At 74.1% G+C, this 25803-nt stretch carries 26 protein-coding genes, 3 tRNA genes and 2 pseudogenes; 18 read left to right on the top strand and 13 right to left on the bottom strand.

Translation table 11 applies throughout. The annotated features are described in order from the left end of the window. Positions 1–4: 4 nt before the first annotated feature. Complete coding sequence (locus tag ACZ3ZD_RS15300; RefSeq protein WP_467396899.1) at positions 5–1477, bottom strand: glycoside hydrolase; 1473 nt, start codon at positions 1475–1477, stop codon at positions 5–7. Positions 1478–1713: 236 nt separating this feature from the next. Here ACZ3ZD_RS15300 and ACZ3ZD_RS15295 point away from each other — a divergent pair, with 236 nt between their 5' ends. The 4 genes from ACZ3ZD_RS15295 to ACZ3ZD_RS15280 all read left to right on the top strand — a co-directional run bounded on the left by ACZ3ZD_RS15295 (position 1714) and on the right by ACZ3ZD_RS15280 (position 4832). Then, positions 1714–2526 (top strand): class E sortase, encoded by an 813-nt coding sequence (locus tag ACZ3ZD_RS15295; protein WP_467396898.1) that lies wholly within the window; start codon positions 1714–1716, stop codon positions 2524–2526. 107 nt (positions 2527–2633) lie between these two features. After that, positions 2634–3029, top strand: coding sequence for a DUF6412 domain-containing protein (locus ACZ3ZD_RS15290; protein WP_467396896.1), 396 nt, complete (start codon positions 2634–2636; stop codon positions 3027–3029). A 98-nt stretch (positions 3030–3127) separates the two neighbouring features. After that, the gene (gene yidC / locus ACZ3ZD_RS15285) at positions 3128–3838 is read left to right on the top strand and encodes a membrane protein insertase YidC (protein WP_467396893.1); all 711 of its coding nucleotides are present in this window, start codon (positions 3128–3130) and stop codon (positions 3836–3838) included. Between the two features lie 136 nt (positions 3839–3974). Then, complete coding sequence (locus ACZ3ZD_RS15280) at positions 3975–4832, top strand: fumarylacetoacetate hydrolase family protein (protein WP_467396891.1); 858 nt, start codon at positions 3975–3977, stop codon at positions 4830–4832. Positions 4833–4974: 142 nt separating this feature from the next. Here ACZ3ZD_RS15280 and ACZ3ZD_RS15275 read toward each other — a convergent pair whose 3' ends face one another. The 3 genes from ACZ3ZD_RS15275 to ACZ3ZD_RS15265 all read right to left on the bottom strand — a co-directional run bounded on the left by ACZ3ZD_RS15275 (position 4975) and on the right by ACZ3ZD_RS15265 (position 7519). After that, positions 4975–5841, bottom strand: a complete 867-nt coding sequence (locus ACZ3ZD_RS15275) for an LLM class F420-dependent oxidoreductase (protein ID WP_467396888.1) — start codon at positions 5839–5841, stop codon at positions 4975–4977. A 95-nt stretch (positions 5842–5936) separates the two neighbouring features. Continuing rightward, positions 5937–6446, bottom strand: a complete 510-nt coding sequence (locus ACZ3ZD_RS15270) for a heme-degrading domain-containing protein (protein ID WP_467396886.1) — start codon at positions 6444–6446, stop codon at positions 5937–5939. Beyond that, complete coding sequence (locus ACZ3ZD_RS15265) at positions 6446–7519, bottom strand: Gfo/Idh/MocA family protein (RefSeq protein ID WP_467396884.1); 1074 nt, start codon at positions 7517–7519, stop codon at positions 6446–6448. The genes ACZ3ZD_RS15270 and ACZ3ZD_RS15265 overlap by 1 nt, the downstream gene beginning before the upstream one ends. 56 nt (positions 7520–7575) lie before the next feature. Between ACZ3ZD_RS15265 and ACZ3ZD_RS15260 the strand changes: the two genes are divergently transcribed. The 5 genes from ACZ3ZD_RS15260 (at position 7576) to ACZ3ZD_RS15240 (ending at position 12455) form a co-directional block, all read left to right on the top strand. Beyond that, complete coding sequence (locus tag ACZ3ZD_RS15260; protein WP_467396881.1) at positions 7576–8961, top strand: ROK family transcriptional regulator; 1386 nt, start codon at positions 7576–7578, stop codon at positions 8959–8961. 293 nt (positions 8962–9254) lie between these two features. Further along, positions 9255–10208 carry a hypothetical protein gene (locus ACZ3ZD_RS15255; RefSeq protein ID WP_467396878.1) on the top strand — a complete coding sequence of 318 codons (954 nt, stop codon included), beginning with the start codon at positions 9255–9257 and terminating at the stop codon, positions 10206–10208. 130 nt (positions 10209–10338) lie between these two features. Next, the gene (locus ACZ3ZD_RS15250; protein WP_467396876.1) at positions 10339–11118 is read left to right on the top strand and encodes an HAD-IIA family hydrolase; all 780 of its coding nucleotides are present in this window, start codon (positions 10339–10341) and stop codon (positions 11116–11118) included. A gap of 121 nt (positions 11119–11239) precedes the next feature. Beyond that, entirely contained in the window at positions 11240–11800 is a 561-nt protein-coding gene (locus tag ACZ3ZD_RS15245; RefSeq protein WP_467396874.1) for a hypothetical protein, read from the top strand. Between the two features lie 7 nt (positions 11801–11807). Next, complete coding sequence (locus tag ACZ3ZD_RS15240; RefSeq protein WP_467396872.1) at positions 11808–12455, top strand: class F sortase; 648 nt, start codon at positions 11808–11810, stop codon at positions 12453–12455. Between the two features lie 31 nt (positions 12456–12486). Here the strand turns inward: ACZ3ZD_RS15240 and ACZ3ZD_RS15235 are convergent. Continuing rightward, positions 12487–12645, bottom strand: a pseudogene (locus ACZ3ZD_RS15235) (GntR family transcriptional regulator); the annotation flags it as partial. Positions 12646–12735: 90 nt separating this feature from the next. After that, positions 12736–12809: transfer RNA gene (locus ACZ3ZD_RS15230), tRNA-Lys, on the bottom strand. A 195-nt stretch (positions 12810–13004) separates the two neighbouring features. On the opposite strand from ACZ3ZD_RS15230, the gene ACZ3ZD_RS15225 reads away from it, so the two are divergent. The 5 genes and pseudogenes from ACZ3ZD_RS15225 (at position 13005) to ACZ3ZD_RS15205 (ending at position 18498) form a co-directional block, all read left to right on the top strand. Beyond that, the gene (locus ACZ3ZD_RS15225; RefSeq protein WP_467396870.1) at positions 13005–14282 is read left to right on the top strand and encodes a peptidoglycan-binding protein; all 1278 of its coding nucleotides are present in this window, start codon (positions 13005–13007) and stop codon (positions 14280–14282) included. A gap of 67 nt (positions 14283–14349) precedes the next feature. Continuing rightward, a complete protein-coding gene (locus ACZ3ZD_RS15220) occupies positions 14350–15486 on the top strand; it encodes an SPFH domain-containing protein (protein WP_467396868.1) in 1137 nt (378 codons plus the stop codon). Positions 15487–15611: 125 nt separating this feature from the next. Continuing rightward, positions 15612–16217: a lytic polysaccharide monooxygenase auxiliary activity family 9 protein gene (locus tag ACZ3ZD_RS15215; protein ID WP_467396865.1), complete on the top strand. Its 606-nt coding sequence runs from the start codon at positions 15612–15614 to the stop codon at positions 16215–16217. A gap of 121 nt (positions 16218–16338) precedes the next feature. Further along, entirely contained in the window at positions 16339–16806 is a 468-nt protein-coding gene (locus ACZ3ZD_RS15210) for a DUF3592 domain-containing protein (protein ID WP_467396863.1), read from the top strand. Positions 16807–16846: 40 nt separating this feature from the next. Next, positions 16847–18498, top strand: a pseudogene (locus tag ACZ3ZD_RS15205) (AMP-binding protein). On the opposite strand, the gene ACZ3ZD_RS15200 reads toward ACZ3ZD_RS15205, so the two are convergent. From ACZ3ZD_RS15200 to ACZ3ZD_RS15170, 7 genes are all read right to left on the bottom strand, one after another. Next, positions 18464–18537, bottom strand: a tRNA-Lys gene (locus ACZ3ZD_RS15200). The pseudogene ACZ3ZD_RS15205 and the gene ACZ3ZD_RS15200 sit on opposite strands and share 35 nt — an antisense overlap. Positions 18538–18629: 92 nt before the next feature. Further along, the gene (locus ACZ3ZD_RS15195; RefSeq protein ID WP_467396861.1) at positions 18630–19382 is read right to left on the bottom strand and encodes an IclR family transcriptional regulator; all 753 of its coding nucleotides are present in this window, start codon (positions 19380–19382) and stop codon (positions 18630–18632) included. Between the two features lie 215 nt (positions 19383–19597). Beyond that, the gene (gene ehuA / locus ACZ3ZD_RS15190; protein ID WP_467396858.1) at positions 19598–20380 is read right to left on the bottom strand and encodes an ectoine/hydroxyectoine ABC transporter ATP-binding protein EhuA; all 783 of its coding nucleotides are present in this window, start codon (positions 20378–20380) and stop codon (positions 19598–19600) included. Next, entirely contained in the window at positions 20370–21020 is a 651-nt protein-coding gene (gene ehuD / locus ACZ3ZD_RS15185; RefSeq protein WP_467396856.1) for an ectoine/hydroxyectoine ABC transporter permease subunit EhuD, read from the bottom strand. The genes ehuA and ehuD overlap by 11 nt, the downstream gene beginning before the upstream one ends. After that, positions 21017–21664 (bottom strand): ectoine/hydroxyectoine ABC transporter permease subunit EhuC, encoded by a 648-nt coding sequence (ehuC, locus tag ACZ3ZD_RS15180; RefSeq protein WP_467396854.1) that lies wholly within the window; start codon positions 21662–21664, stop codon positions 21017–21019. Before ehuC ends, ehuD begins: the two co-directional genes overlap by 4 nt. After that, positions 21661–22578, bottom strand: a complete 918-nt coding sequence (gene ehuB / locus ACZ3ZD_RS15175; protein WP_467396851.1) for an ectoine/hydroxyectoine ABC transporter substrate-binding protein EhuB — start codon at positions 22576–22578, stop codon at positions 21661–21663. The genes ehuC and ehuB overlap by 4 nt, the downstream gene beginning before the upstream one ends. Before the next feature lie 67 nt (positions 22579–22645). Then, complete coding sequence (locus ACZ3ZD_RS15170) at positions 22646–23599, bottom strand: D-2-hydroxyacid dehydrogenase (protein WP_467396849.1); 954 nt, start codon at positions 23597–23599, stop codon at positions 22646–22648. 207 nt (positions 23600–23806) lie between these two features. Between ACZ3ZD_RS15170 and ACZ3ZD_RS15165 the strand changes: the two genes are divergently transcribed. The 4 genes from ACZ3ZD_RS15165 to ACZ3ZD_RS15150 all read left to right on the top strand — a co-directional run bounded on the left by ACZ3ZD_RS15165 (position 23807) and on the right by ACZ3ZD_RS15150 (position 25771). Continuing rightward, the gene (locus ACZ3ZD_RS15165) at positions 23807–24556 is read left to right on the top strand and encodes a maleate cis-trans isomerase family protein (RefSeq protein WP_467396847.1); all 750 of its coding nucleotides are present in this window, start codon (positions 23807–23809) and stop codon (positions 24554–24556) included. A 104-nt stretch (positions 24557–24660) separates the two neighbouring features. Continuing rightward, positions 24661–25029, top strand: coding sequence for a hypothetical protein (locus ACZ3ZD_RS15160; RefSeq protein WP_467396845.1), 369 nt, complete (start codon positions 24661–24663; stop codon positions 25027–25029). Positions 25030–25059: 30 nt separating this feature from the next. Next, on the top strand, positions 25060–25707 hold the full coding sequence (locus tag ACZ3ZD_RS15155) for a bifunctional DNA primase/polymerase (protein ID WP_467397201.1): 648 nt from the start codon (positions 25060–25062) through the stop codon (positions 25705–25707). After that, a tRNA-Lys gene (locus ACZ3ZD_RS15150) sits at positions 25698–25771 on the top strand. The genes ACZ3ZD_RS15155 and ACZ3ZD_RS15150 overlap by 10 nt, the downstream gene beginning before the upstream one ends. Positions 25772–25803: the final 32 nt, after the last annotated feature.

Genomic DNA, 25803 nt, shown 5'->3' with positions numbered 1-25803 from the left:
CGCGTCACACGGTGACGCCGTCGATCTGCAGCGTCTGCACGGACTTCGCCGCGAAGGGCACGGACACCGACCTGCCGTTGAGGCGGGTGTCCGAGCGCGCGGTGTAGCGGTCGCCGCCCGTGGTGACCGTGTTCCAGCGGGGGACCAGACCGCCCGAGCCTCCGGTGACGGCGGAGAAGCGGGACAGGTCGAAGGTCAGGGTCTGCGCGGTGGAGGAGGTGTTCGCGGCGACGATCACCAGGCGTTTCGCCGTCCGGTCCAGGGCGGCCGCCGCGTAGCTCACGCCGGTGTCCAGGATCGTCATGCCGGGCCGGATGTGGCGGGTGAACTGGGCCAGGACGTAGTACTTCGTCTGGACCGCGCCCGGCTGGAGCGTGTTCGCGTCGTACGCGATCGTGGCCCAGCCGGCGCTGGGGTCCATCACCTGCCAGTACACCCAGGCCGTCGGGTGCAGCCAGCGGAAGTCGTAGAGCAGATTGCTCGCCGTGGTCAGGCCGGAGGCGTCGCCGTCGCCGGTCTCCGAGTTCCACAGGGCCTTGCGCGCGGTCGTCACCACGTCCGTGTACAGCAGGTCCCTGCGGCCGTCGGCGCCCTGGTAGCCGTGCACGTTGACCCGGTCGACGTAGCCCTTCGCGGTGGCGGAGAAGGAGTTCCAGGTGGTGCGGGCCAGGTCGTAGCTGGTCTCGTCGGAGGCGGAGATCCGCGTACCGGACAGGCCGCGCTTGTCCAACTCGGCGCGCAGGTACGGCAGTACGGCCGCCTGCACGCTCGCGTCGATGTGGCAGCCCTCCTGGGTGCCGGTCGCCGTCCACCAGGACGAGGAGGGCTCGTTGAAGGCCTCCACGGTCGCGAAGTCCACGCCCCAGTGCTGCCTGGCGTACAGGGCGACCGCGGCGAGGTGGGAGGCGTGCTGGCGCTGGTTCCAGGACTGCAGGTTGTTGCCGCCGCCGGCCGCGCCGGACGGGTTGTGGTTGGAACACATCCACCACATGGGGGAGTTGGCGAACAGTTCGGAGATCGCGCCGCGCTGGGTGGCCTTCACCAGCATGGCCCGCTGGGTGGCGTCCGCCGTCCACTTCCAGGCCGCGGAGGCCGGGTCCTCGTTCGTCCAGTCCTGCCAGTAGCCCTCGATCTGCTTGAAGGAGGGGATGTTCGGGGAGGCGGCCATCGACGCGCCGGCGACGCTGTTCCAGCTGCACGCGCCCAGGTTGTAGCGGGCGATGTTGAGGCCGAGGCCGGGCAGGGTGGTGCCGTTGTACGTCGTGTTCCCGGTCGTGAAGAAGATGTCGGCGAAGTCATCGCGGGCGCCGAAGACGTTCGCCCACCAGGCCAGGGAGGTGCCCCAGCCCTCCCAGGTGCCGTACGTGGTCGACGGGTTGACGGCGATCGTCGCGTCCGCCCGGGCCGTGCCCGTGGCGAGCGCGCCGCCGAGGAGCCCGCCGCCCGCGGCGGTCAGCAGTGTTCTGCGTCGGATCATGGGTCGTTCGCTGCCTCTCCGTGCGGCTCCGGCACCGCGCTCCGGGAGCGGTGCCGACTCGTCCCCTCGGCCTGCCAACAGGAAGCATCGGGGTGCCGGACGGCGTTGTCGAGGGTTGTGACGGCCCTTTCGCAAACCCGTTGAGAAAGCGGGGCCCCGGTCCGCGCCCCCCTGTCTCTGGCCAGTTGCGGGCGCCGCGCCTATCGTGCGGGCGGCTCCGGTGGAGGTGGACGCGGATGCGGGCTGCGACGGGCGTGCGGGTCGTACGGCACAGCGATCGGCGCAGGAGCGCCCGGCGCAGGCGGCTGCTGTGGAGCGGGGGCGAGGTCCTCGTGACGGCCGGACTGGTCCTCCTGCTGCTGGTCGTGCACCAGCTGTGGTGGACCGACCGGGAGGCCCGGCGCGGGGCCGCACACGAGGTGGCGGCGCTGGAACGGCAGTGGGGCAGCGGTACGACGGCCGGGCCCGGCGCCCCTCCCGACGGTTCCGGTACGGCCCCGGCGTCCGGGGCAGCCGCCTCCGGTACGTCCCGCGCGCCGGGGAACCCGTCCACGTCCGGCTCCGCGAGAGCGACCGTGCTCGCGACCGCGCCCCGCCGGTCCGAGGCGTACGCCGTGCTCACCATCCCCCGGCTGCGCCTGCGCGTCCCCGTCGCCGAGGGCGTCGGCAAGGCGGACGTGCTGAACAAGGGCTACGTCGGTCACTACCCCGGCACCCAGCAGCCGGGCCAGGCCGGGAACTTCGCGCTCGCCGGACACCGGAACACGCACGGCGAGCCCTTCCGGTACCTGCCCCGGCTGCGGCGGGGGGACGCCGTCGAGGTGGAGACGCGGACGGCGACGTACACCTACGCCGTCGACCAGACCCTGCCGCGCACGTCGGCCCTGGACTCGGGGGTCGTCCGGCCCGTCCCGCGCTCGCTCGTCCGGCCCGGTTACGGCTACCAACGGCCGGGTCACTACCTCACCCTGACCACCTGCACCCTCGAGTTCACCTCCCGGTACCGGCTGGTGGTGTGGGCCACGCTGGTCTCCGCCCGGCCCCGGTGATCCACCGGATCGGGGTGGAACTATCCTGGCGCTCCCGGACGTTGTCGTGGTGCCGGGACGGGTGAAGTCGACGAAGCTGATGCAGCTTGTGTGTGGGGGGAGTGCTCATGGACGGTCGTAGCGTCGCCGTCGCGCGCCCCCACGCCCTCGGCACCCCTCGGACCTCCCGCGCCCCCGGCCCCCTTCTCGCCCCCCTCACCGCCCTGCTGCTCCTGGCCCAGCTGCTGCTGCTCCAGGCCGCGCTCCTCGGCACCGGCGGTGTCGGCACCGGCGGTCTCACCACCGCCGTCGCCCTCGCCGCGACCGCCGCAGCGGGGGCCGCGCTCGTCGCCTGCGCCCTGCTGGCCGCGCGCAGCGTGCCCGCCGTACCGCCCCACCGCGTCCGCACGGCCATACGCGACCGGGCCCGGCGGACGGCCTTCCTGCCCCAACGCGATCCCGACGCGCCCGGCCGGCGGCGGCCCAGAGCACCCGGACACGCCCGTCCGGCGACCGCCGCGTAGGGCACGTCCTCGCACCTCTCCAACGCGTGACCCCGCGCGGGTCGTCCTGCCGTTCTCCGCTTCGTTCCGGCACGACGAGACCCCCGGAGGGCTCACCCATGTCCGTTTTCGCCCGTCTGGTCGAGCACCTGGCCGACCTGCTCACCCCGCTCTTCCACGCCTCCGCGGCAGCCGCCGCGATCGTCCTGTTCACCGCGCTCGTACGGCTCCTCGTCCACCCGCTGTCCCGGGCCGCCGCCCGCGGCCGCCGCGCCCGTGCCGCGCTCCAGCCGCGCATCACCGCCCTGCGCGAGAAGCACGCCGGGAACCCGCGGCGGCTCCAGCAGGCGGTGCTGGAACTGCACGCCGAGGAAAAGGTCTCCCCGCTCTCCGGCCTCCTGCCCAGCCTGCTCCAACTGCCCGCGTTCTTCCTGCTCTACCACCTCTTCTCCAGCTCCACGATCGGCGGCGAGGGCAACGCCCTGCTCGGCCACCGGCTGCTCGCGGCACCGCTCGGCGGGCGCTGGGCGGACGCGCTGACGGACGGCGGGATGTTCGGCCCGGCCGGCGGCGTCTACCTCGGCCTCTTCGCCGTCGTCGCGGCCGTCGCCGCCGTCAACTTCCGGCGTGCCCGGCGGACGATGGCCGAGCAGCCCGTCCCGGCCGCCGCCGGCGACCAGGTGCCCGGTCTCGCCGCGGTCACCCGGGTCACCCCGTTCCTGTCCTTCTTCACCCTCGTCACCGTGGCGGTCGTCCCGCTCGCCGCCGCGCTGTACGTCGTCACGAGCAGCGCCTGGAGCGCGGCGGAACAGGCGCTGCTGTCCCGGTGAGGGGGGGCGGCCCCGCCCGGTTACGGTCCAGTACGTGAACAAGGTCTTGCGGACTGGACCCGCCGATTGGAGGATCGACCAGTCCTCCGATGGCTGCACCCAGCGGGGGCGCCCGCGATCGAGGGAGATGGTGACGATGAAGCTGCTGCGAGTCGGTACGGCGGGGGCCGAGCGCCCGGCGCTGCTCGACGCCGGGGGAACCCTCAGGGACCTGTCGGGCCTCGTGGACGACATCGACGGCGCGCTCCTCGCCGACGACACCGCGCTCGACCGGGTGCGGGCGGCGGCCGGGTCCGGTGAGCTGCCCGCGCTGGACGCGGCCGGACTCCGGATCGGCCCGCCGCTCGGCCGCATCGGCAAGGTCGTGTGCATCGGGCTCAACTACCACGACCACGCCCGCGAGACCGGCGTGGAACCGCCGCCGGAGCCGGTGGTGTTCCTCAAGGCGCCGGACACGGTCGTCGGGCCGTACGACACCGTGCTGGTGCCGCGCGGCTCGGCGAAGACCGACTGGGAGGTCGAACTCGCGGTCGTCATCGGCTGTACGGCCCGCTACCTGGACTCCGCCGAGGAGGGCCTCGCGCACGTCGCCGGGTACGCGGTGGCGCACGACGTCTCCGAGCGGGAGTTCCAGATCGAGCGCGGCGGCACCTGGGACAAGGGCAAGAACTGCGAGACGTTCAATCCGCTCGGGCCCTGGCTGGTGACGGCCGACGAGGTCCCGGACCCGCAGCGGCTGCCGCTGCGGCTGTGGGTGAACGGGGAGCTGAAGCAGGACGGTACGACGGCCGAGCAGATCTTCCCCGTGGGCGAGGTCGTGCGCTACCTCAGCCGGTTCATGACGCTGTACCCCGGGGACGTCGTCAACACCGGCACACCGGCGGGCGTGGCCATGGGGCGGCCCGAACCGAAGCCGTACCTGAGGGCCGGCGACGTGGTCGAGCTGGAGATCGAGGGGCTCGGACGGCAGCGGCAGGAACTGAAGGACGCCTGAGGGAGCGGGAACTGAAGGACGGGCGCCTGAGGGGGCGGGAGCTCAGGGCGGGCTGAGGGGCGGGGTGCGTGTCCCACACGGCCCCGCGCCCCCGGGCCGGCGGCGGACTCACCCCGGCGGGCCCGCTCCCGGCCGGCCGGACTCACCCGAGCAGAGAGGCCAGCCGGCGCCACTCCTCCCTCGGGAGGGTGGTGCCGGTGGCCGCCGTCACCACCTGCAGGGCGACATGGTCGGCGCCCGCCTCGTGGAAGGCGGTGACGCGTTCGCGGATCCGGTTCTCGTCGCCCCAGGCGAAGACCGCGTCGACGAGGTGGTCGCTGCCGCCGCCGGCGATGTCGTCCTCGGCAAAGCCCAGGCGCAGGAAGTTGTCGGTGTAGTTGGGCAGTTCGAGGTAGCGGGCCAGGTAGGCGCGGGCCGTCTCGCGGGCGCGGGCCGGGTCGGTTTCCAGGACCACCTTGAACTCCGGTGCCAGCAGCGCCCGCTCGCCGAGGATCTCGCGGGCCTGCGCGGTGTGCTCGGGGGTGACCAGGTAGGGGATCGCGCCGGCCGCGCGGTCGCGGGACAGGCCCAGCATCTTCGGGCCCAGCGCGGCGAGCACCCGCCGTCCGGCGGGCACGCCCGCCTTGTCCAGCTCGTCGAGGTAGCCGGTCATGGCCGTGTACGGGCGGCGGTAACCCTTCACCCGCGGGCCGTGGCTCACGCCGAGACCCAGGACGAAGCGTCCGGGATGGGCCGTCTCCACCTCGGCGAAGGAGGCCGCGGTGGCGGCCGCGTCCTGCTGCCACACGCTCTGGATGCTGGTGCCCACGGGGATGCGGCGCGTCGCGCCGATGAGCGGGGCCGCGTGGTCGGCGGTGCTGTTGCCGCCCAGCCAGAGGGCGCCGTAGCCCAGCTCCTCCAACTCGGCCGCGGCCTCGTCCAGTTCGCCGCGCCGCTCCGGGTCCTCCGAGCGCAGCTCGATGCTCCAGACGCCGTAGCGGCCGACGGTCTCCTTCAGTGGGGTGCTCATCGGGTGCGGTCCCTCCGGTGGTGTGCGGTGCCGTGATCGACACGCCTTCCGCACTGCCAACCGGAGGGAGACCGTCCGTGATTCCCGCCGTTCGCTCAGCCGGCCGAACGGGAGAGGAACTTCTCCAGCGCCTCCACCACGAACCGGTGGTCCTGGAGCTGGGGCAGACCGGAGACGGTCACCGCGCCGACCACGCCCACGCCCTCGACCGTGATCGGGAAGGCCCCGCCGTGGGCCGCGTACGCGTCGGGGTCGAGGCGGGAGGACTCCTCGAAGGTCGTGCCCTTGGCGCGGAACCGGGCGCCGACCAGGTAGGAGGCGCTGCCGTAGCGCTCCACCACCCGGCGCTTGCGCACGATCCAGGCGTCGTTGTCCGGGGCGGAGCCCGGCAGCGCCGCGTGGAAGAGCTGCTGGCCGGCGCGGTGGATGTCGATGGCGACCGGCGCCTGGCGCTCCCGGGCCAGCTCGACCAGCAGGCAGCCGAGGTCCCAGGCGTCCTCGTGGGTGAACCGCCGGAAGACCAGCCGGTGTTCCTGGGCCTGGAGCTCCTCCAGGCTCGGCGTGGGTTCGGGCGTCGGGCGGGGCGTGCTCTGCGGGTGCTGCATCAGAGGGTCACCGCCACCTTGTCCCGGGCGGACCTGCGGGCCGCTTCCAGTACGTCGAGCGCGGCGGCCGCCTCCAGGGCGGTCACCGGGTTGGGGCCGGCACCGCGCAGGGCGGCGGCGACGGCCGCGTAGTAGGCGGGGTAGTCGCCCGGCAGGGTCGGTACGGGGGTGCCGCCGCCGGACAGCGGGGACTCCCCGGCGCCGATACGGCCCCACAGGGACTGGTCCTCGGCGCCCCAGTCGGCGAGGGTGCCGGGGCGGCTGCCCTCGCGCAGGGCCGCCTCCTGGGGGTCCAGGCCGTACTTGACGTAGCCCGCGCGGGAGCCCAGCACGCGGAAGCGGGGGCCGAGCTGGGCGGTCGTCGCGGAGACGTACAGGTGGGAGCGGACGCCGCCGGCGTGGGTGAGCGCGATGAAGGTGTCGTCGTCGGTCTCGGCGCCCGGGCGGCGGATGTCGGTCTCGGCGTAGACCTCGGTGACCGGGCCGAACAGGACCAGGGCCTGGTCGACGACATGACTGCCGAGGTCGTAGAGCAGACCTCCGATCTCTGCGGGGTCGCCGGACTCGCGCCAGCCGCCCTTGGGCTGGGGGCGCCAGCGCTCGAAGCGGGACTCGAAGCGCCAGGGGTCGCCGAGTTCACCGTCCGCGAGGAGCCGGCTCAGGGTCAGGAAGTCGTTGTCCCAGCGGCGGTTCTGGAAGACCGACAGGAGCAGGCCGCGCTCCTCGGCGAGGGCGGCCAGCTCGCGGGCCTCGGCCGCGGTGCCGGCGACCGGCTTGTCCACGACCACCGGCAGGCCCGCCTTGAGGGCGGCCGTGGCCAGCGGGACGTGTGTCTTGTTCGGGGAGGCCACGACGACCAGGTCCAGGTCGTCCGCGCGCTCGAACAGCTCCTCGGCGCCGGCGGCGAACCGCACGTCCGGGAACTCGGCGCGGGCCTGCTCCCGCCGCTCCGGCTGGGAGGTGACCACCGTGTCCAGGGCGAGGCCCTCGGTGGCGGCGATCAGCGGGGCATGGAAGACGGAGCCGGCGAGGCCGTAGCCGATCAGGCCGACGCGGAGGGGGGTAGCAGTCATGCCCTCCACTTTGGCAACGCTGTTGCGAAAGTGCAAGCGGTGCGGAGAATGGGGGTGTGAAGAGGGCGAGTACGGCGACGACGGGGACAGGACCGAGGAGCGGGGCGTCCGCTGGGGCGAACCTGGGGGTGCTGCGCAGCCACAACACCGCGCTGGTGCTGGGGCTGCTGCGGGACGCCGGTACGGAGGGCATCAGCCGGCTGGAACTCGCCGAGCGCACCGGGCTGACCCCGCAGGCCGTCAGCAAGATCACCGCACGGCTGCGGGAACAGGGGCTCGCCGCGGAGGCCGGCCGCCGGGCGTCGACCGGGGGCAAACCGCGGACCGTACTGCGGCTGGTACCGGAGGCGGGGCACGCGGTCGGGGTGCACCTGGACCGCGACGAACTGCGGGCGGTGCTCGTGGACCTGGACGGGACGGTGGTGGCGGAGCGGCGCGGGGGACTGGACCTCGGCGCGGGGGCGGAGGCCGTGCTGGGGGCGGTGTGCGCGGGGGTGCGGGGTGTCGTCGGGGGGTTGGCGGCGGGGCGCGGGGGTGTGGCCGGGGGGCCGGACACGGTGTACGAGGGTGGGCGGGGGGTGGCTGGTCAGCCGGATGCGGTGTACGGGGGTGTGCGGGAGATGTCCGGCGGGCCGGACCCGGCGGAGGGGGGCGTGGCCGGGGGGCCGGACGCGGCGTACGGGGGCGGGCATGAGGGGGCCGGCGGACCGGCGGGCGCGCGGGAGACGGTCGGTGGGCCCGGGGGCGAGGAGGGGCTCGGGCGGGTGGCCTCGCTGCTGGGGGTGGGGGTCGCGCTGCCCGGGCCGTTGGATCACGCGCACGGGGTGCTGCACCGGGTCACCGGGTTCCCCGAGTGGGACGGCTTCCCGCTGCGGGACGCGCTGGCGCGGCGGCTCGGAGTGCCGGTGGTGGTGGACAAGGACACCAACGCGGCGGCGCTCGGGCTGGCGGTCGGCGGCGAGGCGGGCGTCGCCGGCGACTCCTTCGCCTACCTGCACCTCGGGACCGGGCTCGGGGCCGGACTGGTGATCGGCGGGAGTGTGCACCGGGGGGCGCGGACGGGGGCGGGGGAGTTCGGGCACCAGGTCGTCCAGCTGGACGGACCGCTGTGCGAGTGCGGGAACCGGGGGTGCGTGGAGGCGCTGTGCCTCGCGGCCGTGGCACGGGGGGAGACGGCCGAGGCGGCCCGGGTGCTCGGGGTCGCCGCCGGGAACCTGGTCGGGCTGCTGGACATCGACACGGTGCTGCTCGGCGGCCGGACCGTCGCCGGGGCGCCGGAGGCGTACGTGCGGGGCGTGAGCGGGGTACTGGGCGCGCGAGCCCGCCGTGAGGGCACCCCCGAGGCCCCCGTCCCCGTACGGCTCGCTCCGCGCGGCGAGCGGGTGGTCGCCGAGGGGGCGGCCCAGTTGCTGCTGGCACCGCTGTTCGGCCGGGGGGAGTGACGCGACCGCGTGAGCGCGGGGTCCGGGTGGCCGGCCCCCGGAACGGCCCCGCGCCGTGACGGCGGCCCCCGAACGGCACCGCCGCTCCGGCGAACCACCGGCCCGGCACGCCACCACTCCGGCGGACCCCGCCCCAGCAGACCCCCGCCCCGGTGAACGCCCGCTCAGGGTGGCCCCCGTCTCAGTAGGCCCCCGCCCCGTCGGTCCACCACTCCGCTGATCGAGCAGACTTCGTTCCCGCCCCCGGCGCGGCGTCCCCCGTCTCCCGCACCACCCGGCATGGTCATGTGTTCATGCGACCGTGCACGCCCCCGTCCCCGTTCCTCCGTCGCGCCGCAGCCGTCGCCACCGCAGCCGTCGTCCCCGTGCTCGTCCCCCTGTCGCCGGGCACCGCCCACGCCGACACGGCGCCGCCCCCCTCCTGCGCCGCCCCCGACACGCGGACCTTCCCGCTGGCCACCCGCATCCGGGGCGGCCCCGGCTCCTACGAGGCCGGCGGCGGGTACGGCACCTGGTACATCGACCTCACCAACACCACCCGCCGGACCTGCGCCGGCGTCCACCCGGTCGTTATCCTCGTCGCCGACCAGCGCTCCCTGCGGCCGGACCAGCCCCAACTGGACTTCTACGACGGCTCCACGCCCCGGCCGGTGTCCTTCGAGACCACCGACGAGCAGGAACTCGTCGGGGTGCTGGACGCCACCGGGTTCGCCGGGTTCACCGTGCCGCCGGGCGGGACCGTCAGCGTCCGGGTCCGGCTGGCGCTCCCCTCCGACGCCGTGGCCGACCGGGTCACCGTCAACGCGGCCGTCGTACAGCGGCGAGGCCAGGACGGGGACTGGGTCGGGGAGTCCAACACGTACCGCTTCGGGATCGCCCGGGAGGGGGAGCCGGACCCCCGGGAGACGGGGGACACGCAGGAGACGGGGGATGGGACCGGTGGTGTGCGGGAGACCGGCACCGCCCAGCAGACCGAGGGCGTGCCCACCGCGTCCGGTACCGCCCCCTCCCGTACCGACTCGTCCGCCCCCGCCCCGTCGGTCACCGCGGCGCCCACCGCCTCCCGCACCGGCGCCCCGGACGGCGACTCCTCCCTCGCGCTCGCCCGGGACGCCGAGGACGCGGGCGAGCGGGTGCGCGAGCTGGCCCGTACCGGGCCGGGCCTCGCCCACGGCCTCCTCGCCGCCCTGGCCGCCCTGTTCGGCGTGGGCGCCGGTGCGGTCCTGCTGCTGCGCGGCCGCCGCTGAACCCGGTCCGGCCCTGATCCCCGTACGGCCGGGTCGGGACCGATCCCTCCTGGCTAGGCTGGGGGCGTCGGTACGCCGTGGTTCCGGCGCCCCCGCTTCCCGACCGTACGTACGCCAGGAGACGCACAACATGGCAGACCGCAAGCCCATCGAGTCATGGCTCACCGACATGGACGGCGTCCTGATCCACGAGGGGGTGCCGATCCCCGGCTCCGACGCCTTCCTGAAGAAGCTGCGGGAGTCCGGCCGGCCCTTCCTGGTGCTCACCAACAACTCGATCTACACCGCCCGTGACCTGCACGCCCGGCTGCGCCGGATGGGCCTGGACGTGCCGGTGGAGAACATCTGGACGTCGGCGCTGGCCACCGCCCAGTTCCTGAACGACCAGCGCCCCGGCGGCAGCGCCTACGTCATCGGCGAGGCCGGCCTGACCACCGCCCTGCACGACATCGGCTACATCCTCACCGACCACGACCCCGACTTCGTGATCCTCGGCGAGACCCGCACGTACTCCTTCGAGGCCCTGACCAAGGCCGTCCGGCTCATCAACAACGGCGCCCGGTTCATCGCGACCAACCCCGACAACGTCGGGCCGTCCACCGAGGGCGACCTGCCCGCCACCGGCTCGGTCGCCGCCCTGATCACCGCGGCGACCGGCAAGAAGCCGTACTTCGTCGGCAAGCCGAACCCGCTGATGATGCGGGCCGGGCTGAACGCGATCGGCGCCCACTCCGAGACCTCCGCGATGATCGGCGACCGCATGGACACCGACGTCCTCGCGGGCCTGGAGGCCGGGATGCGCACGTTCCTGGTGCTGAGCGGGGTGACCCAGCCGGACGACGTGGACCGCTACCCCTTCCGGCCCTCGCAGACCGTCGACTCCATCGCGGACCTGGTCGACCTGGTCTGAGCCGGCTCCCGCCGAGCCCGCCCGGCCGAAACCAGGCCTCACCCGTTCGGAGCAACCGGGCGCCTTCCGAGGATGCGGGGGCGCCCGGTCCGGGGGAGTCTCCAGGTACTGGAGGTTCACGATGGGCTCACTACGCCTCACTCTCTGTACGGGACTGCTCGTCGCGGCCGCGTCGGCGGCGGTCGTCCCGGTGGCCCACGCGGCGGACGGCGGCGCGGTCAGCGTCACCCCCGCCGTCCCGGCGCCGGGCGACGACATCACCCTGCGGGTCAGCGGCTGCACCGGTGAGCAGGGCACCGCCGCCTCGTCGGCCTTCGTCACCGACGCCCGGCTGACCGGTGCCCAGGGCAGTCTGACCGGCGAGACCCGGGTCCGCTCCGCCCTGACGCCCGGCGCCTACACCGTGAAGGTCAGCTGCGCCGGCGCCGTGCGCACCGGCACGATCACGGTCACGGAGGCGGGCGGCACCGGCCGGCCGGCAGAGCCCGTCGAGCCCTCCGCCGGCAGCGCCTCGCCCATCGCGCCGGTCCCCGCGGGCGGCGGCGGCACCGCGCACTTCGCCACGGTGGCCACCAGCGGCTCCGGACCCGACACCGTGCAGGGGGTGACCGGCCTCGCGCTCGCCGGGATCGCCGCGGTCGCCGTCGGGCTGCGCGCCCGCCGGAGCCACGGTCCCCGCTGAGCCGGCCATGTCCGACGACGGGCGCGGCACCGGCACCGGGCGGCTCGTCACCTGCCTGGCCTGGGCGCTGCTGCTGTTGGGGCTGTGGCTGTGGGGCCGCTCGGTGACCGACGTACCCGGGCGCGCGGACGGGCCGGCCACCGGTGACGTCCTCGGCGTCGGGCTGCCGCGCGCGGCGCGACCCGTGGCCGGCGCGGTGCCGCAGCGCGTCGACATCCCCCAGCTGGGCGTCCAGGCCCCGGTGGTGGCCCGCGGTCTGGACGCCCGTGGCGCGGTGGATCCGCCGCCGTACGACCAGGCGGGCGTCGTCGGCTGGTACGGCGCCGGTCCCCGGCCCGGCGCGGCGGGCGCGGCCCTGCTGGTGGGCCACGTCGACACCGCGACCCGGCCGGCCGTCTTCTACCGGCTCAGCAGTCTCAAGCCCGGCGGGAGGGTGCGGGTGTTCCGCGCGGACGGCAAGGTCGCCGAGTTCACCGTCGACGACGTCCGCGTACTGCCCCGCGTCGGCTTCGACGCCCAGCAGGCCTACGGCCCCCGCGTCCCCGGCCGCGCCGAACTCCGCCTGATCACCTGCGGCGGCACCTTCGACCGCGCGTCGGGCACCTACACGGCCAACGTGGTCGTCTCGGCCTACCTCACCGGCACCACCGGCTGACCCCGGCCCAGAGCCCCCTCACCCGTTGTCACCCCTTGGCCACGACCACCGCGGTCGCCTCCCGCACCGAGTTGCGGCTCGCCCCGAGCAGCCGCATCAGCTCCGGCTCGGTGGGCAGCGGGGTGCCCGAGGGCAGCCGCTGGTCCACGATCAGCTTCTTGATCCGCTCCTGAAGGTCCCGGGCTGCCATGGCGAGACGGCATCCGGCCATTCGGGCGGAGGACACACGCGCGAGGGCATGCGAAAGGCCCCCCGCCTGAGCGAGGGGCCTTCCGGTCGGTGCGCCGCCAGGGACTCGAACCCCGGACCCGCTGATTAAGAGTCAGCTGCTCTAACCAACTGAGCTAGCGGCGCCTGCTGACGGGAAAACTCTACCCGACCTCCAGGGGTGCTCCCGACCACCGGGAACGGGCGGGGCGGCCGTCCGCCGGGCCGCGTACCCCCGCGTACATCATTCGGACCGTCAAAATGCGCGTTCCGTACCCAGTTGGGAAACTGATCAACGTGCACACTCGCGGACAAACCACCCCCGAATGTGAGGCAGATCGCATGGCCGCTCCCGTGTTCGAGGACATCGACCCGGCGAGCGACTGCGACTGCCCCGGCTGTGCCCGCCGGCGGCCGGCCCCCCGCCCCCTGCCCGGCCGTGGCCACCCGGCGGCCCGCGCGGCGGTGGTCGTCGCCGCCGCGTCCGCCGCCGTCGGCACGGCCCCGCCGGCCGCCGCCCTCACCCCCGACCACTCCCCGCACCGCCAGGCCCTGCCCGGCGACGGCGCACCCGACACCCCGCAGGGCGCCAAGGCCCCGCTGCACGGCCCGGCGGGCAAGCCCGCGGGGCCCGCGACCGCCCCGCTCCCCGCCACCACCCGCACCGCGATCATCAACCGGGCCAAGGTCTGGGTCACCGCCAAGGTGCCGTACAGCATGTACGCCTTCTGGTCCGACGGTTACCGGCAGGACTGCTCCGGCTATGTCTCCATGGCCTGGGGGCTGCCGGACAACGAGTGGACCGGCAGTCTCGGCTCCTTCGGGGTCAAGATCACCAAGGGGGAGCTGCAACCCGGCGACATCCTGCTGTACCACAACTCCGACAACCCCGAGAAGGGCTCCCACGTCGTGATCTTCGGCGGCTGGACGGACTACACGCACACCTACTACACGGCCTACGAGCAGACGCCCCCGCACACCCGCCGCCAGACCACCCCCTACCCCTACTGGAGCAACGCCGGCAAGTACGTCCCCTACCGCTACAAGGGCCTGACCAAGTCCCTGCCCGGCGGCGGGCCGGCGGCCGCCGGGAAGGCGGTGGCGGCCTACCCGGGCGCGGCCTTCTTCGGCCCCGGCGCCGACAACGCGTACGTCACCCAGCTCGGCGAGCTGCTGATCGCCCGGGGGGCCCGCGCTTACTACGCCCAGGGCCCGGGGCCGGTCTGGGGCGAGGCCGACCGGCGCGCCACCCAGGCGTTCCAGCGGGCCCAGGGCTGGACGGGCGACGACGCCGACGGGATCCCCGGCCGGCGCACCTGGGAACTGCTGGCCACCGGCCGGGGCCGGGACGTCACGGCCGCCGGACCCGCCTCGCACGGGGTCCCCGGCTATCCCGGCCGGCAGTACTTCCGGCCGGGCCGCAGCAACGACTTCATCACCCGGCTCGGCGCCCAGCTGGTGAAGAAGGGATTCGGCCGGTTCTACGACCGCGGTCCCGGCCCGCACTGGGGCGAGGCGGACCGGCGGGCCGTCGAGGCCTTCCAGCGCGCCCAGGGCTGGCGCGGCGGTGCGGCGGACGGCTACCCCGGCCCGGAGACCTGGCGCCGCCTGTTCGCCTGACCGGCCACCCCCCAACCCCCCTTTCCTTCCTGTTCATGACGCGTCTGGCGCGGAGGCTGGAGCACGCATGAGTACGACCGCATCCCACACGCCGCCCGAATCCGAGGGGCAGTCGGACGGCGTGGCCGCCGGCCCCGGCACCCGGCCGGCCCGCCTGATCCAGAACGAGGCGACCACCGAGATCCCCGTCCATCTGCTCTTCCGGGACGACCCCGACCCGGTGAAGGTGCCGCTGCGCCCCGCCGTGGTGGCCCGCCGGCAGGGCACCGGCGAACAGCCGCGCCTGCGCCGCCCGGTGCCGGTGCGCAGGCGCCCGCTGCCGGAGACCGACCCGGAGCTGGCCGAACGCCCGGCGCGGGTGCTGCCCGGCGCGGCCGGGGTGCTCGCCGGGGTCTGCGGGGTCACCGGCTGCCTGGCCACCACCTGGTGGGCGGGGCTGCTCCCGCCGCTGGCCACCGGGGCGCTGCGGCTGCCGGCGGGCACGGGCGCCGGTCTCGGTCCCGCGCACTGGGCCGCGTACGCCGGGGCCGGGATGCTCGGGGCGTTCGGCTTCGGCGGGCTGGCCCGGGGACGGGCCGGACGGGCCTGGGTGCTGGGCCTGTTCGGACGGTACCGGGGGACGGTCCGGCGCACCGGGCTGCTGTGGGTGAACCCGCTGGTGCTGCGCCGCCGGGTGGACGTGCGGTTGCGGCACTGGCGCAGCGAGGCGATGCCGGCGACGGACCCGGACGGGGTGGCGCTGCGGGTGGTGGTGCTGGTGGTGTGGCGGGTGCGGGACACCGCGCGGGCCCTGCTCGGCATCGACGACCACGAGACCTATCTGCGCGAGTGCGTGGAGGCGGCGCTGGCCCGGGTGCCGGTGGAGCAGGCGGGTGGCGCCCGGGGCGGGACGACGGCGGCCGGGGACGCGCTGACCCGGCTGGTGGCGACGGAGACGGCACCGGTCGGCGTGGAGGTGTTCTCGGTGCAGCCGGTCCGGGTGGACTACGCCCCCGAGGTGGCCGCCGCGATGCACCGGCGCCGGATCGCCGCGCTGGACGCCCGGCAGCGGGCCAGCATGCTCAGCTCGGTGGTGGACTCGGTGGAGGACACGGTGACCCGGCTGACCGTGCGCGGGCTGGTCGAACTGGACGACTACGAGCGCAAGGTGCTGGTCCGCGACCTGACGGTGGCGTTCTGCTCGGGGCGCGGGGAGCCGGTGTAGGGGTGGCCGCGCAACGGGTCCGCGATTGGTATGGACATGTTCAACTAACGGCCATAATCTGAGACTTGGTCTAGACCTGATCTGCACGGCTCACCGAACTCCCCACGTTCCCCAGGAGCGGCAGCATGCGCACCAAGACCAAGTTGTCCGCGGTCGTGCTGGGCGCGGTCACCGCCGGAGCGTTCGCGCTCTCCACCGGCGGTGCCAGCGGGCACGGCTACACCGACCTCCCCATCAGCAGGCAGAAGCTCTGTCAGAACGGCACCGTCACCGGCTGCGGCCAGATCCAGTGGGAGCCGCAGAGCGTCGAGGGCCCCAAGGGCTTCCCGGCCGCCGGCCCCGCCGACGGCCAGATCTGCAACGGCGGCCTGAGCCAGTTCGCCCCGCTCAGCTCGCCGAGGACGCCGTACGGCGCGGCCTGGCCCACCACCAGGGTGACGGGCGGCCAGTCGTACACCTTCCGCTGGCAGTTCACCGCCATGCACGCCACGACGGACTTCCGGTACTACGTCACCAAGCAGGGCTGGAACCAGGACCACAACCTCACCCGCTCGGACCTCAACCTCACCCCGTTCCTGACGGTGCCCTACAACGGCCAGCGCCCGCCGGCCACCCTCAGCCACAGCGGCACGCTGCCGAGCGGCCTGAGCGGACACCACGTCATCCTCGCGGTGTGGACGATCGCCGACACGGGCAACGCGTTCTACGCCTGCTCGGACGTCACCTTCTGATCCCCGCCGCGGTACGGGACGGAAACTGAGGTTCCCTTGAGGCCGGGCGCCCCACGCGCCCGATAGGTTCCCGCCACACCGCTCGATTCCCGAAGCGGTGGAACTTCCTCGGGGGAACCTCATGTTCGAGTCGCTCTTCTACGCCGTTCCGGCCCTCATGCTCGCGGGCATCGTGTCCGCCGCGTACCTGACGGTCCGCCGTGCCCGGCGGATCAGCAGGACCTGGACGCACGGCCTGACCGCCGAGGCGCGCTGCCTGCGGATGTTCACGACGACCAGCGGGGGCGGCGGGGACACCTCCGTGCGCACGACCGTGCACCACGTCTACGAGTTCACCACCCGCGAGGGCCGCACGGTCCGCTTCGAGGAGGAGAACGGCCCCGCCACCGTCCTGGAGGGCGACCTCGTGACCGTGCGCTACCTGCCGGAGCTTCCCCAGCGCGCCACCGCGCTGCCCCCGGCCCGCGGCAGACTCGCCGCCGGCACCGGCGCCGGACTGGTCTTCCTCGGCGTGGCCGGCGCCTTCTGCGTCGGCTTCATGGCCGTGGCCCACATGATGTTCTCCGAGTCCGGCGGCATGATGCCGTGACCCTCCCCATCTGACGCACCGTCGGCTACCGTGCGCCGCCATGGAGCCGACGACGGTCGCCGCGCTGGTCGCGGCACGCTGGGGTGACCACCGGCCGGGGCTGTGGTGCGAGGACCGGGAGCTGACCCACCACCAGGTGGCAGCCGGCGCCGCCGCCCGGGCCGCGCTGCTGGCCGACCTGCTCCCGCCCGGTGCCGTACCGCACGTCGGGGTGCTGCTCGACAACACCGAGGAGTTCCCGCTCTGGCTCGGCGCCGCCGCCCTCGCCGGTGCGGCCGTGGCCGGGATCAACCCCACCCGGCGCGGCCCCGAACTGGCCCGGGACATCCGGCACACCGAGTGCGGGCTGCTGGTCACCGAGCGGACCCACCTGCCGCTGCTCACCGGGCTCGACCTGCCCGGCGTGCGGCTCCTGGTCACCGACACCCCGGAGTACGCGGACCTGCTCGCGCCCTACGCCGCAGCCGTGCCCGACCCCTCCCGGGGCCGCCCGACGGACCGGCTGCTGCTGTACTTCACCTCCGGCTCCACCGGCGCCCCCAAGGCGGCGATCTGCTCCCAGGGCCGGCTGGCCGCGGCCGGACACGCCCTGGCCGGGCAGTTCGGCGTGGGCGCGGACGACGTGCACTACGTCTGCATGCCGATGTTCCACGGCAACGCGGTGATCGCGGACTGGGCGCCCGCGCTGGCCGCCGGCGCCGGAGTGGCGCTGCGCCGGCGCTTCTCGGCCTCCGGGTTCCTGCCCGACGTCCGCCGTCACCGCGCGACCTACTTCACCTACGTCGGCCGCGCCATCCAGTACCTCCTGGCCACCGCGCCCCGGCCCGACGACCGCGAGCACCGGCTGCGGCTCGGCTTCGGCACCGAGGCGGGCGCGGTGGACGCGGCGGCCTTCGAACGGCGCTTCGGGGTACGGCTGGTGGAGGGGTACGGCTCCTCGGAGGGCGGGGCGGCGATCCGCTGGGCGCCCGGCACCCCGGCGGGCGCGGTGGGGCCGGCCGGGCCCGGCCTGGTGGTGCTGGACCCCGCCACCGGGCGGGAGTGCCCGCCGGCCGTGTTCGACGGCGCCGGCCGGCTGCTCAACGGGGAGGAGGCCATAGGCGAGCTGGTCAACCGGGGCCCGAACCCGTTCGAGGGCTACTGGCGCAACCCGGCCGCCGAGGCGGACCGGCGCCGGGCGGACGGATACTGGACGGGCGACCTCTTCTACCGGGACGGCGCCGGCTACCTGTACTTCGCCGGCCGCACCGACGACCGGATCCGCGTCGACGGGGAGAACCTGGCCGCGGCGGTGATCGAGAACATCCTGGCCCGGTACCCGGGGGCGGTCGCCGTCGCCGTGTACGGGGTGCCGGACCCGGTCACCGGGGACCAGGTGATGGCGACGCTCGCCGGCACCTTCGACCCGGCCGGGTTCACGGCGTTCCTGCGGGCCCAGCCGGATCTCGGCACGAAGATGGCGCCCCGGTTCGTGCGGGTGGTGGAGCGGATGCCGGTGACGGCGACGAACAAGATCGAGCGGGGCCGCCTGCGCCGGGAGGGCCACGCGTGCGCCGACCCGGTGTGGTGGCGGCCGCCGGGGGAGGAGTCGTACCGGCGCCTGACCGCCGAGGACGCCGAAGGGCCCCCCGCTTCCGCGAGGGGCCCTTCGATCACGTGCGCCGCCAGGGACTCGAACCCCGGACCCGCTGATTAAGAGTCAGCTGCTCTAACCAACTGAGCTAGCGGCGCATGACTCCCGCCTGCCTCGATTTTTCCTTCCGTGGCCGGCGACGAGGAAAATACTACCTGGTCCCCAGGGGTGCTCGTGACCACGGCCGGACCTACAGCGTGAGCGACAGGACCACCGGGGCCGCGCTGCGGTTCAGGGTCTCCGCCGCCTGCTTCAGCCGGTGCGCGTGCTCCAGCGGCAGCGACACGGCCAGGCAGCCCACCGAGGAACCCGCGGTGAGCGGCACCGCCGCGCACACCGTGCCGACCGCGTACTCCTGGAGGTCGAGGACCGGCACCGTGGGCGGCTGCGACTCCAGCCGGGACAGCAGCAGCTTGTCGCTGGTGATCGTCCGCGAGGTCAGGCGGGCCATCCTGTACCGGGAGAGGTGGTCGCGGCGGGCGTTGTGGTCCAGCTGGGTCAGCAGGCTCTTGCCGACGGCGGTGGCGTGGGCGGAGCAGCGGAAGTCCACCCACTCGTTGACCGCCGGGGTGGCCGGCCCGGCCGCGTACTGGGTGACGCGGACCTCGCCGTCGAGGTACCGGCTGAGGTAGACCGCCGCGCCGACCGAGTCGCGCAGCCGGTCCAGGGTGCGCTGGAGCTTGTCGCGCAGGGCCCGCTCCCGGTCGTGCGCCGAGGTGAGCCGGCGCAGGGTGTCGCCCGTGACGTACGCGCCGTCGGTGATCTGCTCGACGTAGCCCTCGCGGCGCAGCATCCGCAGCAGGGCGGTGAGCCGCTCGGCGCCGAGGCCGGTGCGGCGGGCCAGCTCGGTGTCGGTGACGCCGGCGGAGTGCCGGGCCACGGCCTCCAGCACGCGCAGCGCGTCCTGGGCGGAGTGGTACGGGGCGGTCGGCTCGATCCTCATGTCGCTCCCCCTCGGCCACGATCCGGGTCGGTGGATCGTCCCCACGATAGCCGTGAAGCGGCCGCGACCGAGAGGGTGTTGACGAGATGGTCCGGGCGTGCCCGGATCCCCGACCGGGGCGGAGATCCGCTGGCATATGCCAGTGTCATGGGACAGTGCGCGGATCCCGGGCCGTCCCGTACCGCGGATCCCGGCCGTCCCGCACGCCGCGTCCCTCACAGGACCGCGCTGACGAACTCCCGCGTCCGCTGCTGCTCCGGATCGCCGAAGATCTTCTCCGGCGGCCCGGTCTCGATCACCCGGCCCCCGTCGAACATCAGCACCTGGTCGGAGATGTCCCGGGCGAACCCCATCTCGTGGGTCACGCACAGCATCGTGATGTCGGTGCTGCGCGCGATGTCCCGGAGCAGGTCCAGCACGCCCGCGACCAGTTCGGGGTCGAGCGCGGAGGTCACCTCGTCCAGCAGCAGCACCCGCGGCCGCATCGCCAGCGCCCGGGCGATCGCCACCCGCTGCTGCTGCCCGCCGGAGAGCCGGGTCGGCTTCTGGTCGCACTTGTCGGCCAGGCCCACCAGGTCCAGCAGCTCCCGGGCCCGCGCCTCGGCCTCGTCCTTCGACAGGCCGAGCACCCGCACCGGCGCCTCGGTGAGATTGCGCAGCACCGACATGTTCGGGAACAGGTTGAACTGCTGGAACACCATCCCGATCTTCTTGCGGACCTCCCGGACCTGCTTCTCCGGCGCCGGGAACAGCCGCTGCCCGTCCACGGTGATCGTGCCCTCGTCCGGCTTCGCGAGGGTCATCAGCAGTCTCAGGATCGTGGTCTTGCCGGAGCCGGAGGGGCCGATCAGGGTGACGTGCCGGCCCGCGTCCACGGACAGGTCCAGGCCGTCGAGGACGGTGTTGTCCCCGAACCGCTTGGTCACGCCCTCCAGACGTATCAGCTCGGTCGGCGGGGTGCCGGTCGGCGCCGGCTGCTTGCTGGTCTCAACGGACAAGGCGTCGCTCCAGGGTGCGCAGACAAAGGGAGGCCAGGTACGAGACGACGACGAAGGCGACCCCGATCACCGTCAGGGGCTCGGTGAACTGGAAGTGCTGCTGCGAGACGAGCCGCGCCCGGCCCAGCATCTCCAGCACGCCGATCGTCATCAGCATCGGCGTGTCCTTCAGCATCGAGATGACGTAGTTGCCGAGCGGCGGCACCACCCGGCGGACCGCCTGCGGCAGGATCACCGCCGTCCAGGTGCGGCGCACCGGCAGGCTGAGCGCCGTCGCGGCCTCCCACTGGCCCGGCGGCACCGCCTCGATACCGGCCCGGTAGACCTGCATCGTGTACGTCGAGTAGTGCAGCCCGAGCCCGAGGACCCCGGTGATCAGCGGGGACAGGGTCACACCCGCCTCCGGCAGCACGTAGAACAGGAAGAACAGCTGCACCAGCAGCGGGGTGTCCCGCACGAACTCCGTGAAGGCCGCCACCGGCCAGCGCACCCACCGGGTCGGCGTGCGCAGCAGCAGCGTCCACAGCAGGCCCAGCGCGAACGAGATCAGCGACCCCAGGGCAAGTGCCTCCAGGGTGACGACCAGTCCCTTGGCGAAGTACGGCAGGAAGTCGGCGACCGCCCCCCAGTCCCAGCTCATCGGGCCACCTCCGCCTTCAGCCGGCGCTCCAGCACCCGCATCCCGCGGGTCAGCAGGAACGCGATCACGAAATAGATCAGCAGCAGGTACGAGTAGATCGGGCCGCTCTGCTGGAGCGCCAGGCGCACCAGGTTGCCGCTGAACGCCAGGTCGCCCATGCCCGTGATGGACACCAGCGCGGTGCCCTTGAGCAGCTCCACCAGCAGGTTGGAGAACGACGGGATCATCTCCGGCACCGCCTGCGGCAGCAGGACCAGCCGCAGCCGCTGGAAGGGCGAGAAGCCGAGCGCGATCCCGCCCTCCCGCTGGGCCGGGTCCACCGCGGCCAGGGCGCCGCGCACGATCTCCGCGCCGTACGCGCCGTAGGTCAGGCCCAGCGCGAGCGTGCCGGCCCACATCGGCACCAGCTGCCAGCCGAAGGCGACCGGCAGCACGAAGAACACCCAGAAGATCATCACCAGCGCCGAGATACCGCGGAACACCTCGGTGTAGCAGGCCGCGAGGAAGCGGACGAGGCGCGAGCGGTGGGTGCGCGCGGCACCGGCGACGAAGGAGACCACGAGGGCGAGCAGCGCGCTGTACACCAGCAACTGCAGCGTGGTGGCCATGCCGTGGAGGACGAGCCCCCAGAGTCCCGCAGTCATCGGCCGCACAGCTCCTTCGCGGTCAGCGTCGTCATCTCGGCCCTGGTGAAACCGAAGGGCCGCATGATCCGGTACAGCTCCCCGCTGCGGCGCAGCCTGTGCAGCTCGGCGTTGAAGGCGTCCCGGAGCCGGGTCTCGGCCGGCCGGAACGCGAACGCCCCGCCGTCCACCTTCGGTCTGCCGTCGACCAGCGCCACGAACGGCTTGGTCGACTCGGCCTTGGCGGAGCCCCGGGCGACGAGCCGGGCGGTGACGGCGGTGGCCGCGAACAGGTCGACCCGCCCGGACTCCACCGCGTTCAGCCCCGCGACCTGGTCCGGCACGATGACGAGGTCGTTCTCCCGGTAGCCCGCCTCCACCGCGTGCTGGATCTGCGCGTACCCGGTGCCGGTGGCCACCTTGGCGTGCCGGTGCAGCGCGTCCGCGTAGGTGCGCAGGCCCAGCGGGTTGCCCTTGGGGACGATGAAGGCGTCCGGCATCCGGTAGTCCGGGTCCGCGAAGATCACCTGCTCGCAGCGGTCCGGGGTGACGTACATCCCCGCGGCCACCACGTCGAACTGCTGCGACTGCAGCCCCGGGATCAGCGAGCCGAACTCGGTCGGCACCGGCTGCACCCGGTCCACACCGAGCCGCTTGAAGACCGCCCGCGCCAGCTCGGGCGCCTCCCCGGTCAGCCGGCCGTTCCTGTCGATGTACCCGAAGGGGATCTCACCCGCGATCCCGAGCCGTACGACGCCCTGCGCGCGCAGCCGCTCCAGGAGGTCCCCGCCGCCCTTGCCGGACGCCGACGCCACCCGGGTGCAGCCCGCCGCGCCCAGCGCGCCGAACGCGGCGAGGCCCGCGAGCACCGAGCGCCGGGTGTGTCTGGGTTCCGGCCGGACCGTGTGTGCGTCGTTGCCAAGTGGTGGAGCCATGGCGGCGCGGCTACCCAAGCGCGATCAGGCTATGCGCCCTGTTTTCTTCCGCGGGTACCGCGGGCCTTCAGTGCCCGGGCACGTAACCGCGCGTCTTGTCGACCACGTTCTGCAGGGTCCTGCCCGCCGCCCACCGCTCGTACAAGTCCACGAACTGCGCGCCGAGTTCGTCACGCCAGCCGACCGTGTCGCCGCTCATGTGCGGGGACACGATCAGTCCCGGCAGCTCCCACAGCGCGCTGTCCGCGGGCAGCGGTTCGGCGGCGAACACGTCCAGTGCCGCGCCCGCGATCCAGCGCCGGGTCAGCGCCCGGGCGAGGGCCTCCTCGTCGACCAGCCCGCCCCGGCCGACGTTCACGAAGAACGCCGAGGGCTGCATCACGCCGAACCGGCGGGCGTCGAACATGCGGTACGTCTGCTCGGTCAGCGGGGCCGCCGCGATCACCCAGTCCGCGCGGGAGACCAGCCGGTCCAGGTCGTCCGGGCCGTACACGCCCGTCCGCGGCACCCGCCCGACCAGCGCCGTGGTCACGCCCAGGGCCTTCAGCGCGCGGGCGACCGCCCGGCCGATCGGGCCCGAACCGACCACGCACGCGCGTGTGCCCGCCACCCGCCGGGTCTCCCGGTGCCGCCAGGTCCGCTCCCGCTGGTACTCCAGCGTGCGCGGCAGGTCCTTGGCGACCGCCAGCACCAGGGCCGCCACGTACTCGGCGATCGGCTGGTCGAAGATCCCGCGCGCGTTGGTCACCACCGTGTCCGACGCGGCCAGCTCCGGGCACATCAGATGGTCCACGCCCGCGCTCGCCGTGTGCACCCAGCGCGGCCGCGGCCCGCCGCCGGGCCAGGCCTCGCGCACCGCGTGCGAGGTGAAGTCCCACACCAGCAGCACGTCCGCTGCGGGCAGCCGCTCGGCCAGGCGCGCCGCGTCCGTGTGCACGATCCGGGCGCGCCCGGCGAGCCGGCCGAGCCGGGGCGGCGGGTCGGCGTCGAGGACCAGCACGGTGGGGACGGTCGGCGTCATGCTCGGCGGCTCCCGGCGTCTGACATGCGCGGATGGACCACGCTCGCACCCGCACCCCCCTTCGTCAACACGGCCCCGCCCACGACCGGTTGCGCCCCGCCTGCCGGGGTGAGGCCGGTGCGGCCCGGCGCCGACGGGGTACCCGGAGCGTGGGACCCTGCCCCGGCACGGCCCGTACTGCCCCGCAGAACAGCAGGAAGGCTGGACATGACCGCACTCGGATTCCTCTACCCGGGCCACTTCGCCGAGGACGACTATGCACGCATCGAGCAGCTCCTGGGCAGCGACATCCGGGTGGAGCTGAGCCACACCGAGGCCGGCGAGGGCACGCACCGGGTGGACGCGCTGCGCGGCATGGGCTCCGCCGACCGGCTCGCCCGGGGTGTGGAGGAGCTGCGGCTGGCCGGCGCCGAGACGGTGGTGTGGGCGTGCACCAGCGGCGGCTTCGTGCACGGCTGGCAGGGCGCGCAGGAACAGGTGCGGACCCTGGCCCGGCTGGCGGGGATGCCGGCCTCCTCGACGTCGTTCGCCTTCGTGCACGCGGCCCGGGAGATCGGCGTCCGGCGGGTCGCCGTCGGCGCCACCTATCCGGAGGAGGTCACCGCCCTGTTCGCCGACTTCCTGCGGGCCGGCGGCCTGGAGGTGACCGGGCTGCGCTCCTCGGGCGTCGGCGCGGCGGCGGAGGCCGGCGCCTGGGGCGAGGAGGAGGTGCTCACGCTGGCCCGCGCCGCCGACACCGCCGACACCGCCGACACCGCCGACGCGGAGGCCGTGCTGCTGCCGGACACCGCTCTGCACACCGCCGCGCACCTCGGCCTGCTGGAGAAGGCCCTGTCCAAGCCGGTGCTCACCGCCAACCAGGTCACGGTGTGGGAGGCCCTGCGGCTCGCCGACCGCCGGGTGAACGCGCCGGCCCTGGGCCGCCTCTTCACCCGCGAGCCGTTGGTGCAGGTGTAGCCCCCGTCCGCTCCTCGCCGTAGGTCCCCTTGCGTGGGCGCGGGACAATGGACGGTGGCCCACCCGATGGCGGGGCCGGTGACCGTACGAGGAGGAGACGAGACATGGCGGAGCCCACGCCGCGCCGGAACGAACCGCGGCTACGCCCCGCGCCCCTGCTCTTCGAGCCCGCGGAGGCGGCCGGGGATCCGGAGCACTTCTTCGACCTGGAGTCGATCGAGGATCCGCGGGCGCTGCTGTCCCGGGCGACGGAGCTGACCCAGGCGTTCCGCGCGGCCGCCGACCGGGCGGTGGAGTTCCAGGCCATCGCGGCGGCCCAGCTCGCCGACCCGCGCCGGTTCGACCGGCTGACCCCGGCGGACATCGCCGAGCGGGCCGAGTGGACCGAGGACTACGCGAAGAAGATGGTCGAGTTCGGCCGGGACCTGATGCGCGGCGACCCGGACGGACGCACCCCCGCCGACCCGCTGTAACACCCGGTCGGCATATGACAGGCGGGCAAGATACTCCTCCTCGCCCGCCGTGTCCCGGTTTTCCGCAACCCAGAAGAACGGCCCGCTCACAGCCGGTACACCTGGTACATGACCAGCGCACCGAACGTCACCCGTGTCAGCTCCGACGGCGTCGCCTGGCTCGCCTCGGCAGGAACGTACGCGCGGAGCACGCTCGCCCTGTGGGAGGAGCGCCCGGACGCTCCGGTCGTCCTGCCCTGCGGCACCGTCTTCGACGTGGTGAGCGCCCCGGCGGTGTTCGGGCGCCGCATGCTGGACCGGCTGTGGGACGAGGGCGCGGGCTCCGGCCCGGTCGCGGTGTTCCGGGGCCGGATGCTGCTGTTCGCGGCCCCGGGCACGGCCCAGCGGCTGCCCTCGCTGCTGGGCTGGGAGGAGTGGGGGTCGCAGCGGGCCCGGGCGGTGCCCCCGCTGCTGTGCCACGGCGTCGGCGACGCGGTGACCGTGCCGCCCCTGACCTGCGACGACACCTCGGGCTCCGCCCGCTGGCTGGTCGCCCCCGACACCCGGCACCCCTGGCTGCCCGGCCCGGAGGTGCTGCTCTGGGCGGCCGTGCGCGCCGCCCGGTCGGCGGTACGGATTTCGATTTTTCCTCCCGCCGACCAGGATGCTAATGTCTACGACGTCAGCAGGCGCCGCTAGCTCAGTTGGTTAGAGCAGCTGACTCTTAATCAGCGGGTCCGGGGTTCGAGTCCCTGGCGGCGCACGCGAAGGAAACGGCGGGTCCGGTTCGAAAGA

The organism is Streptomyces sp. NPDC023481, assembly GCF_055560195.1.
Note: the sequence above shows the minus strand (reverse complement) of the source record. Positions and strands in the feature narration are given on the sequence as shown.